Genomic DNA, 707 nt, shown 5'->3' on the forward strand with positions numbered 1-707 from the left:
CCCCCCCGGCCCCTCCCCTGAAGGGGAGGGGGGCATCCATGCCATCCCGCTCTGGCCGGCACGCTTCGCGAACCCTCTGCCCTGTCCAGAGGAGAGGGGGCGAGGGAATTGTCGATCAGCCCTACACCAGGACCTTGTCCGGCCGCGCCAACGAGTTCGTCCCCTCCTCCGTGATCACGGGGATGCTGGCGGCGATCGGCCTGATCCTGATCCTGAAGCAGATTCCGCACGCCATCGGCTATGACGGCGATTTCGAGGGCAGCTTCGAATATGCCAGCCGGGCGGGCGGCAACACCTTTACCGACCTGTGGACCAGCGTCAGCAACGATATCGCCCCCGGCGCGGTCCTGATCGGCGCGGTTTCGTTGGCGTTCCTGTTCTGGTGGGATCACGCCAAGCCCAAGCAAGGCCCGCTGCGGCTGCTGCCTGGACCGTTGGTCGTCGTCGTCATCGGCGTGGTCGGCAACATGATCCTGGGCGCGATACGGCCCGACTGGCAGCTGGCGGGCGCGCATCTGGTGCGGGTGCCGGTCGCGGGCAGCGCGTCGCAGTTCCTCGGCCAGTTCCAGCTTCCCGACTTCTCGGCGATCGGCATGGGCGCGGTGTGGACCACCGCGATCACGCTGGCGATCGTCGCCAGCCTGGAATCGCTGCTGAGCGTCAAGGCGGTGGACGAGCTCGATCCGCGCCGCCGCACCACCGACAAG

At 67.9% G+C, this 707-nt stretch carries 1 protein-coding gene; it reads left to right on the forward strand.

Annotated features, from left to right (window positions below; genetic code table 11):
- Positions 1–134: 134 nt before the first annotated feature.
- A partial coding sequence (locus NS355_RS17775; protein WP_244489747.1) for a SulP family inorganic anion transporter occupies positions 135–707 on the forward strand: 573 nt, incomplete at its 3' end.

The sequence above is a fragment of the Sphingomonas yabuuchiae genome (assembly GCF_001477495.1).
Taxonomy (GTDB): domain Bacteria; phylum Pseudomonadota; class Alphaproteobacteria; order Sphingomonadales; family Sphingomonadaceae; genus Sphingomonas; species Sphingomonas yabuuchiae_A.